General features: G+C 69.6%; 10 protein-coding genes. 2 read left to right on the top strand and 8 right to left on the bottom strand.

Annotated features, from left to right (window positions below):
- The first annotated feature begins 107 nt into the window (after positions 1–107).
- On the top strand, positions 108–485 hold the full coding sequence (locus tag ACIPLC_RS27775; protein ID WP_400475742.1) for a TetR/AcrR family transcriptional regulator C-terminal domain-containing protein: 378 nt from the start codon (positions 108–110) through the stop codon (positions 483–485).
- A gap of 138 nt (positions 486–623) precedes the next feature.
- Here the strand turns inward: ACIPLC_RS27775 and ACIPLC_RS27770 are convergent, their stop codons facing one another.
- From ACIPLC_RS27770 to ACIPLC_RS27750, 5 genes are all read right to left on the bottom strand, one after another.
- Positions 624–953 (bottom strand): hypothetical protein, encoded by a 330-nt coding sequence (locus ACIPLC_RS27770; RefSeq protein ID WP_400475741.1) that lies wholly within the window; start codon positions 951–953, stop codon positions 624–626.
- A gap of 827 nt (positions 954–1780) precedes the next feature.
- Positions 1781–2383, bottom strand: a complete 603-nt coding sequence (locus ACIPLC_RS27765; protein ID WP_400475740.1) for a hypothetical protein — start codon at positions 2381–2383, stop codon at positions 1781–1783.
- Positions 2380–3639 carry a hypothetical protein gene (locus ACIPLC_RS27760; protein ID WP_400475739.1) on the bottom strand — a complete coding sequence of 420 codons (1260 nt, stop codon included), beginning with the start codon at positions 3637–3639 and terminating at the stop codon, positions 2380–2382. Before ACIPLC_RS27760 ends, ACIPLC_RS27765 begins: the two co-directional genes overlap by 4 nt.
- Before the next feature lie 2 nt (positions 3640–3641).
- The gene (locus tag ACIPLC_RS27755) at positions 3642–4292 is read right to left on the bottom strand and encodes an ATP-binding cassette domain-containing protein (RefSeq protein ID WP_400475738.1); all 651 of its coding nucleotides are present in this window, start codon (positions 4290–4292) and stop codon (positions 3642–3644) included.
- A gap of 1043 nt (positions 4293–5335) precedes the next feature.
- Positions 5336–5578, bottom strand: a complete 243-nt coding sequence (locus tag ACIPLC_RS27750) for a multiprotein-bridging factor 1 family protein (RefSeq protein WP_400475747.1) — start codon at positions 5576–5578, stop codon at positions 5336–5338.
- Between the two features lie 268 nt (positions 5579–5846).
- On the opposite strand from ACIPLC_RS27750, the gene ACIPLC_RS27745 reads away from it, so the two are divergent.
- A complete protein-coding gene (locus ACIPLC_RS27745) occupies positions 5847–6263 on the top strand; it encodes a hypothetical protein (protein ID WP_400475737.1) in 417 nt (138 codons plus the stop codon).
- Positions 6264–6599: 336 nt separating this feature from the next.
- On the opposite strand, the gene ACIPLC_RS27740 is transcribed toward ACIPLC_RS27745, so the two are convergent.
- The 3 genes from ACIPLC_RS27740 to ACIPLC_RS27730 form a co-directional block, all read right to left on the bottom strand.
- On the bottom strand, positions 6600–7121 hold the full coding sequence (locus tag ACIPLC_RS27740) for a hypothetical protein (protein WP_400475736.1): 522 nt from the start codon (positions 7119–7121) through the stop codon (positions 6600–6602).
- A 107-nt stretch (positions 7122–7228) separates the two neighbouring features.
- Positions 7229–8500, bottom strand: a complete 1272-nt coding sequence (locus ACIPLC_RS27735; protein WP_400475735.1) for a terminase, large subunit — start codon at positions 8498–8500, stop codon at positions 7229–7231.
- Positions 8497–8928, bottom strand: a complete 432-nt coding sequence (locus tag ACIPLC_RS27730) for a hypothetical protein (protein WP_400475734.1) — start codon at positions 8926–8928, stop codon at positions 8497–8499. Before ACIPLC_RS27730 ends, ACIPLC_RS27735 begins: the two co-directional genes overlap by 4 nt.
- Positions 8929–9131: the final 203 nt, after the last annotated feature.

Below are 9131 nucleotides of genomic sequence, written 5' to 3'. Positions count from 1 at the left end.
CCAGGTACGACAAACGCGTGTACGTCTTTCTCGGCACAGTCACGGTCGCCGCACTGGCCATCTGGCTCCGCTCATGATCGCGCGGACAGAACCTAACCCGCCCCCTGATGCTGCCCGCTCTGATGGTCCACGCTGAGTGGGCGCTCGCTGCCCTCGACGGCCACGGCCTCGATCCGACGACCATGCTCGACCTGCACGTCCTGCTCTACAGCTACGTTCAGGGCATCGCCGTCCACCTGGAGCGGGAGGCCCAGGCCGAGGCCGCCACCGGCCTGTCCGAGGACCAGTGGATGGACCACCAGACTCCCGCCCTCCAGGCGATCACCGCGGCAACCCAGTACCCCGTGTTCGCCAGGGTCACCGGCAGCCTCAAGAACGGCTACGACCTCGACTTGGACACGCTGTTCGAGTTCGGCCTCAAGCCACTCCTCGACGGCATCGCCGCCATCATCGAGAACCCACCGCCCCGCCACACGACCTTGTGATTGGGAGAAGACCGCCCCGTTTGTCTCACTCGATTTACGCCACAGCCCCGTGACGGCCAGAAGCCAGCCCCTCCACCACGCCTGCCACGGGCGCCCCTGACCGACCCATTCGGACAGTTCCAATACCCGACTCCACCATTAGCCCGCGGCCGCGGAGGCATCCACGAACTCCTCGACATCGAGACCGCCCGGGCCACCGCTGACACCCTCACCTCCCTGAACGACGACCTCACCGCTGGCACCGGAATCTCCGGCCCGGCAGCCCGCCGGGCCATCCACGCCGCAGCCCAGGCCCCCACCTTCTCCGGTTCCATCCGCACCGACCACCACGCCGACGACCTCGTCCGGCACGCCCAGACCCTGGAGAAACAGGCTGACGCCGTGCCCGGTCCGCTCGCCGACCGCCTTGCCCAACGCGCCGCCCGCCTCAGGAACCTCGCCGAGCGCCACGAACTCGACCGTATCCACCCGCAGGAGCCCACGCCATGACACCCGCCCCGGACGAACGCGACCGCATCCGTGCCGCCATGGACCGCATCCTGCACGGACGCCCTGAGCGTTCCAACCTCGGCGTCGCACAGGGCCACGTCGCCCTGACGCCTGCCGCTCTGGACAATGGCGAGCAGGGCGTAGCGGCCGACGATCCGGGAGGCGTTGCGGCTCCTCTCGGGGTCGCCGAGCCACTTCGCGGCTCACTCCGGGGTGCCCTGAGCGGGCGACGTCGAGGCCGACTCGGGCACGGCTGCCGTCGCCCCGCTCGACGAGCAGGCCGCTGCTCCCCCAGCGCGATGATCGCTACTGCCGCGGCGATGAGCCGCTCCCCCATGTTCATGGTCGGAGAAAATAGCAGCGGGTACGAACCTTCCCGGTGGCGGTGCGGGCCACGGTGCGGACGCCCGCCATCGAGGTGCTGAGGGACAGTGTCGTGGCGGCGTCCCGGTAGTACGGCAGACGGCCCGGCCCGACGCCTACCGACTGGTGGTGAAGGTGTTGCCGCGCCGACTGACCAAGCCGCCGAAGGACATCACGAAGGCCCGCACGGAGAGCTACGGCCGTGTGCGCAGGTTGTCGATCTCGCCGTGGTGGGGCTGCTTCCGTGGAGGCCGTACCGGAGCTGGTAATGCCGACTGCCGGTCGCGCGTAGTGGCGGCCGCTCATCTTGCTGGCCACCCTTGCGGAATAGGGCCGTTCTGGGTTCCACCGCCGCCCTTGACCAGGTCGATGGCTGCGGTCTCCCGTGCCCTCCCGGGCCCGCCGGGCATCCCGACGGGCCCGGGAGGGAAGGGACCGGGTCGTCATTCGTCGTTGACTGCGTCGTGTCGGCGCAGCGGGGGGAGGAACAGCGAGACGGCGCCGACGGCGAGCAGGATCAGGGCCTGCGTGGAGGCGGTAACTGATGTGGCGTCGTGCAGTGGCCAGGCCCAGATGCCGGGTCTGTTGTGCACCAGGCCGAAGGAGACGCACAGGAAGGGGAACAGTGCGGTGGCCACCGTGGCGAGGCGTGCTCCTCCGAGCCACCGGATGATGAGGGCGAGGCCGAGGTAGCCGGCGAAGTCGCGGGCCAGGGCGGTGGCGGCGTTGCCCGCGCCCGCTGTGGATGTCGCGACGGCGGCCAGCGCGCAGACGAGGACGCAGGCGGCCATGAAGGCCGCGTCCCATCCGCCCATGGCGCGGACCGCCACGCGCTCGGCGACAGCGTCGGCGCGGGCCTGGCCTTCCAGGATCAGGCAGACGGGAACCAGGGGGAGAAGTGAGGACATGGGCAGGTCGAACGTCAGTCCGCCGATCACCACCGGGATGGGGACCGTCACGGAGTCGGCGCCGCTGCCCAGCAGGATGCAGGAGAGCAGGCCGATGGCGACGGCGGGGACGTACCTGATGCGCAGCCACCAGATCATCGAGCCGCCTGGAAGGAGGGGACGCCCGGCTGGTGGTACTGCGCGGGGTCCAGAACGGGTTCGATGTCGCAACGGCCCACAGTGTCCGCGTTCTTCCGGAACCACGCGAGCTGCTCGTCGTGCGGGAGTGCCATGATCTGGCGGGCGATCTGCACCTCCTGTGGTCGATAGCGGCCTTCGACCGTCCTGGGGGTGACGCCGGCCGTGAGTTTCAGCCAGGACGACAGTGGGGCGACGGCCTCGGAGCCGGGCCAGCGGGCGAACGGCTCCTTGGCGCAGTCGGGAGCCCGGTTGGGGATGTGTCCCAGCGCGACGAGTGATTGCACCTCGTCCTTGCCGGGCCGGGCGGAGAACGGTGACACCGTCGCGGACTGCGCCAGACCGACCGCATGGAGACGCTGTTGGGCCTCGACCGCCCAGTCGGTGATGCGGGCGGCGTCGGCCTGCTGCTCGGGCCACAGACACACCCGCGGTGCCGTCGTGGTGCAGGTCTGCTCGCTTTCCGGGCGTGCCTGCGCCGCACGGTAGCCGAGCGGTGCGGCGATCCACGCCCCCGCCGCCGTCGTGGCCGCCAACGCCAAGATGGCGGTCAGCCGGTTGTTCCCGCGCAGCCTCGTCCACATCCAGGCGGCGGCCACCATCCCGACAGCCACGACGGTCGGCGCGAGGACCGCCCGGGTGGCCGGCACCTGGTCCAGCGCGCAGCACTCGGTGAGGTTCCGGCCGTTGAGCTGGCGAACCCAGAAGACGTTGAGCGCCGACGGATAGGCCATCCACAGGAAGCTGGCGACGAGGGCCAGGGGTACGGCGAGCAGCCGCGGCAGAACCTGTCCGAGAACGTAACCGACCACGGTGTGCGCGAGGATGACCAGCAGTTCCAGCAGGATGATGACAGGGGTGGACCAGCCCGGAAAGCCGCTGGCCTGCGGCACGAACAGGGCAAGGGCCGCCAGGACGGACACCGCGCCGAGTGCCAGAGCCGGGGCCAGAACGGAGAGGGCGATTGCGGCGGCTGAACGGGTGGGCGCAGCACGGAGGACCGCGGACTGGCGCACTTTGAGGCCTTCCCACGCCCCGCAGGCCGCGACGGCGGGCGCAGTGAAGTTGAGCAGAAAACTGCTCTGGGCCGTGACGGAAGGCCAGTAGCCGTCGGTGATCCAGCCAGCCATGTTACCGCTGTACATCGCGATCCAGACCAGCAGGACGGGCATGGCCCGCAGCGCCGACGAGATCCGGATGATGCTGCGCCAGGGCACGGTCACACCTCCCCGGTGACGATGCTGGCGTAGGCGGTCTCGGCACGCCGTTCCGCGGAGACACCGTGCGGCGCGAGCGTCAGGAAGGACCCGATGGGCCCTTGATGGCGCACGGTTCCCCGGTCGAGGACGACGACCGAGTCGTAGATCTCGGCCAGGTCCTCGGTCTGATGAGTGGAGACGACGAAGCTCGTGAGGTGGCGCAGCTCCCCGATCAGCTCCCGGAAGACCCCGCGCTGCACCGGGTCGAGTCCCGCGGTGGGCTCGTCCAGGAGCACGACCTGGGCATCGTGCACCAAGGTCTGGGCGATCCCCAGCCGTCGTAACTGACCACCGGAAAGCTCCCCGCTGCGCCGGTCCGCGAGCGAGGTGAGCCCGACCTTGTCGATGGCCCGCTGGGACCGCTCCCAGGCCTCGCTTCGCGACATGCCCTTGAGCCAGCCCGCGTAGGCTGCCTGCTCCCGCACCCGCAGGCCGGGTACCGGCCGCACTTGCTGAGGGAGCCAGCCGACCCTTCGGCGGTAGGCCTTGAGGTCCTTGGAACTGCTCGTGTCCAGCCCGTCGAGGGTGATGCGGCCGGTCTCGGGCCTGAGAGCGGAGGCGATCAGGCCCAGCAGGGTCGACTTGCCGGCGCCGTTCGGGCCGAGCAGCACGCTGCACCCTCTTCCCAGGCGGAGGCTGAAGGAGTCCAGGACTCGGGAGCCCTTGCGATAGCCGAAGGAGCAGTCAGTTACTTGAACAGGCATAATCACCGATCCGCTTTGCATTTGAGCTGGCGAGAGATGTAGCGCAGTCCACTCGACCGGACATTTTTCCCACAGACACGTGCACCATCAGCTATCCCAGTGCACACCCGGCAGGGTAGTGAATTCAGCCGGGATATCCATCCTTCTCTGCTGGGGTGACACTCAGGGCAGGCAGGGGCCCCGGATCCCCTCCAGTGCGAGGAATTGGTTTCCTCTGGATGGCGCGGCGAGCCCGGAGGTGCGTACCCCGGCGCCGACAGAGAGTGCGGTGTGCGGTGCTGGCATGTGTCGGAGCACGCCTCCCCGGAGATGGCGGCGGAAGCGTGCTCACGCCCGTTGATCTGCACCGTCTTCCTTCTGGAGGGCTGTGTCACGAGGCCTGCTGCGAGAGTTCGGATCCGATCATGCCGCACGAGCGCCGCCTCCGCAGCGACTTCCGGCAACCCGACTGCATGAAATGCGACAAATGGGCCATTCGGGAGCCGGGTATCCCATGCAGAGCAATGCGCCCCTTGTGTCGATTTTCGGAAATTTCCCACCACCTCCAGGATCAATTGCCTTGACCTGAATTTTCCACTTCATTGGCCGCAGCATACTGTTCGGCGAAGACCGGCCAAACGCGCGAGAGTTTTAGAAACTCATTCGCCCGGCACTCGCATGTGTGCATCATTAATTCCGACACTCCGGGGCTACCAGGGCGCCGGCTTCGCCGATGTGCGAAGCCTCCGCAGGAGGGGATTGATGTGCAGGCCACCGGCGACCTCCAGCCTCATCACCTCCCGACGCTGACAACCCTTCGCCGCCGCCGGTGTTCCACTGCTCGACAACGCGCAGGCCGCTGCTCCCCCAAGCGCGATGATCACTGCCGCTGCGGCCGCAAGCCGCTCCCCCATGTTCATGGTCAGGAAGGTAACAGGGCGTACGAACCTTCCCGGCCGCTGGGCAGGCCCTCACCCGGCGGCTTCCCTGACGGGCCCGGGCTCGGGCGCCGGAGCGTTCGCCGCGATCTCGGCCCACAGCCCGGCCGGGTACAGGTCGATCCGCAGGACCGCCTCCAGACGGACGATGGTCGCCACGTCGGGCAGCACCTCACCAGCCAGGAGGCGATTGATCGTGGTGTGCGAGACACCGGCCCGACGGCTGAGTTCCCGTGCCGACCACGACCGCTCGGACATCGCACCCCGAAGCCGCAGTACGAAGGCGAGTCCGACGACGGCCTCGGGCGGGGCGTCCTCGGTGAGTTCGACGTCCGGCCAGATCCCGGACGCCCTTCATGACATCTCGATGCGTGTCGCAGGCACCAGCTCGCGCGCCTTTTCGGAGCACTGCGCAGGTGGGCCCGAGGAAGCTGTATCGGACAGAGCAGCCCAGTGGGCAGCGACGCCGCCGGGACCCTAACGTGAGAACGCCAGCGAGCCGCCGGACAGGCTCACTGTTCTCTCAGCTCCACCACCCCGAGGCATGGAGATCACGATGAAGTCACTGAAGGCTGCCGCGGTATTGATCACTGGCGCTCTCGCTGCCAGTGCGTTCTCCGCTCCCACCGCCCACGCGGCCAGTCCGTTCCCGGTCACCACCGAGATCCTCCCGCTCGTCACTCTTACGGGAACCAACGCCAGTGTGACGTTCGCCTACGACTGCGCGGCTTCGCTCAAGGGAATCTTCATCAGCGTCAGCCTGACTCAACCGAGCGGCGCAGCTGGTGGCACTTTCACCACTGTTTACCGGTGTACCGGTGCACCGAAAGCCGTGGCCATCTCGGCGGGCCACGATGTCAACACTCCGGCCTTCACGATCGGGCCGGGAACCGCCAGCGTAAAGATCGCAGGTCTTGGATACTCCGCAACTACGGTGTCGAGTGCGGTGGAACTCATCTGACCGCCCACCACCTGCTGATCCGAAAACAGCCGAAGCGAACCCAGCCCAGCCAGGCGTCGGACAGGCCACGGAACCGGGTGTGTCAATGTCACCCCAGCCAGGCCACCCGCGTCCCGCCCAGGCGGAGAGACCTCGCCCCGTCCCGCCACCGCCGGACGCAGCGGCGGCGGTGCTCGCACCATCAGCTCGGTGACCGGCCAAGCCTGCAAGGGGACGGTCCGCGCATGGACTGCCGCGATACGGGCCCAGTCGTAGATCCGCTCACCATGGGAGCCCTGCCGCCGGACAGACGCTTCCACGCCTGGCCGGGCAGCGCGGCGATTTGAAACGCCAAAGTCAGTAACCGCGGTGGCCGCGCACCGTGGCGCACGCTTCGTACAGCACCGCCCACACCTCGTCGATCGTCGCGCCGGGCTGGCGGGAGGCCTGCCGCACGAACTCGGCGGTGGTCTCCGGCTGGAGACGGAGTCGCCGCACGAACTCCTGCGCGAGCGGCAGGGCGGAGAAGAGCCGGGCGTCCTCGGCTTTGGCGTCCGCGATGCCGAACGGCGTCCCGATCTCGTCGGCGATCTCCAGTCGGGCGTGAAGGGTCTCGTCGGTCGCCGCCCGCACCAGCCGGCGCAGGTCCGGCACGCCGAGGACGTCGCACTCCTCTGGCGGGCACTCCTGGATCAGCAGCGCGGCGAAGACGTAGGCGAGGTTGAGGTTGCCGAGCCCCTTCTGCTGCCGGTCCAGCTCCCGCAGCACCGGCGACTGCAAGGCAGCGGCCACCATCACGAAGTCGCCGCTCGTCTGGGCGGCGAGCAGGGTCTCGACCACGTCGGTGACGGCCTGAGGTACGGACGGCGAGAACAGCATGCCCGCCACCCTACTTCGGCCAGCAGCGCCGCCTCGCGGCCACTGCGCCACCAACCTGGCACCAGGCGGACGCGGGTGTAGCCCTGCGCCCCTCCCGTCCGGGTCGGTCACCGGCGGCCGGACAGCCGGGTGTCGTCCATGCCCTGCGCGAGCACATCGAGCTGCCCGGCACCGGCCAGCTCGGTCAGGCCGTGCACGCCGGCGTCCATCCTGTCGGAGCTGTCCGTTCCGGCGACCCATGTCACCATCTGCCCTTCCAGCTCCGGGTAGTGGCCGACGTGGTGCACCCGGCCCTGCTCGTACAGCTGCGCCACCGGCTCCGCCCTGAGCCTCTTGCCGACCTTGGCGTTGACCTCGACGATCAGCGGCATCAGCTGGCCGCAGGTCTCCGCTTCGCGGGCGAGCTGGTCCCACGCCTGGCTGAGGATCTGGCGGGCCATGTTGCCGCCGTAGTTCGCCTCGACCACGATGGCGTCCGCCTTCAGCGACAGCGCGAGACGGCAGGCGGTGAGACCCCAGTCGTTGGCGCCGAGGGTGCCGGACTCGTCGGCGACGACGTACAGGTGGTCCTGGTAGTCGAGGCCGAGGCCGACGATGCCGGTCTCGTCGTTGACGGAGCTGTCGCCACCGGAGGGGTCGACCGCGACGACCACCCGGGCCAGTTCAACGCCCGAGAACTCGACGGCGGTGATCCGGGCCGTGTCGATCCACGCCCGCCGCCACACCCCGCCCTCGACGGGGCGCGGCTTCTGCATGAACAGCGACCACCACACCCGCTCGCCGACAGCGCGCCGGATGCCGGCCAGCGCCTTGCGGCCATACCGGGCGGGCCACAGCGGTTCGCCGAGCTTGCGGCCGAGGGCGTCGTCGTCGCTGTCCGCGATCAGCCCGCCCTCCCGGCCCGCGATATCGAACCTGTTCGCCGCCTTGCTGCCCGGGTGCAGGGTGATGCCGAGCTGGTCGCCCCAGGTGGTGATCGCGTCCCTGATCCACCTGCCGTGATCATCGGCCAAATCCGCCGAGTAGGAGGCGATCATGATCCGGTGGTCCGGCCGTTGGAGGAGGTACCACAGCGGCGCCCACCGCGCAGCCCGCCGCGACTTGCCGTGCCGCAGCGGCATCGTCAACAGCAGGCGGACCGTTTCTCCTGCCGCGATGCGCCGGAACGCGTCGTCGACCAGGTCCAGGTGCGCGGCCTGCATCTCCCGCCCGCCGGTGAGCAGCGCGGCCAACGACCCGGGCGAGTGCCGCATCGCGATGTCCCGCTCGGCCGCCGCGAGCCGGGTGCGCAGCGCCGACGACGCCTGCGCGGCGATCGCCCTGCGCCGCTCGGCCGGGAGACTGCGGTACTGCTCGACCAGGCCGTCGGCTCCGCTCACTCCTCGTCCCGGGCGGCGGCCGGGTCGGTGAGGGCGATCAGCGCGGCCAGCTCGTCGCTGGTGGCGTCCGCCGCGACCTTGATCGGGCCACCGTCGTGCCCGGTGATCTCTGTTCGTACCGGCTGGTCCAGGCCGAGGAGACGGGCCCGGCGCTCCATGATGCGCAGCGCCCGGTCGATCGCCTGGAGTTCGCCGTCGCGCACCGCCCGCCGGTAGGCGACGAGGTACAGCCGGTCCAGGCGGGCGCCCTCCAGCGCGCGCAGTTCCTCGATGTCGGCCTGCGCGGCGGCGAGCTTCCGGCCGACAGTCAGCGGGTCGGCGCCGGCAAGGCGCAGCTCGACGGCGTCGGCCCGCCGCTGAACGATCGCGGCGCGCTGGGCCCGGGCGGGGCATGGGCGCAGGTCCTCCGTGGTGCGCCCCCGCGCCACCGCCCATGATCCCCTACGAGGCGGCCCCGGCGGCCACATGCCGAACATGCCTCCCGCGACCATGTCGAGGCCGGTGAACGGACCGCAGGCCCTCACCAGCCCAGATCTCCGCTGGTGACGACTCGCCGCCCATGAACGGGACCCGGGCCCTGTCGCACCCAGCACCACCCGACCAGTCGCACCAAGGGCGGTCTGGAGTACCC

The sequence above is a fragment of the Kitasatospora sp. NPDC086801 genome, assembly GCF_044745805.1.
Classification (GTDB): Bacteria; Actinomycetota; Actinomycetes; order Streptomycetales; family Streptomycetaceae; genus Kitasatospora.
This window is presented reverse-complemented; position numbering and strand designations above follow the sequence as displayed.

Excerpts from the sequence above, each read along its gene's own strand:
- ACIPLC_RS27775 (WP_400475742.1), top strand. The coding sequence starts at position 108 with ATGCTGCCCGCTCTGATGGTCCACGCTGAGTGGGCGCTCGCTGCCCTC.
- ACIPLC_RS27765 (WP_400475740.1), bottom strand. The coding sequence starts at position 2,383 with ATGATCTGGTGGCTGCGCATCAGGTACGTCCCCGCCGTCGCCATCGGC.
- ACIPLC_RS27745 (WP_400475737.1), top strand. The coding sequence starts at position 5,847 with ATGGAGATCACGATGAAGTCACTGAAGGCTGCCGCGGTATTGATCACT.
- ACIPLC_RS27740 (WP_400475736.1), bottom strand. The coding sequence starts at position 7,121 with ATGCTGTTCTCGCCGTCCGTACCTCAGGCCGTCACCGACGTGGTCGAG.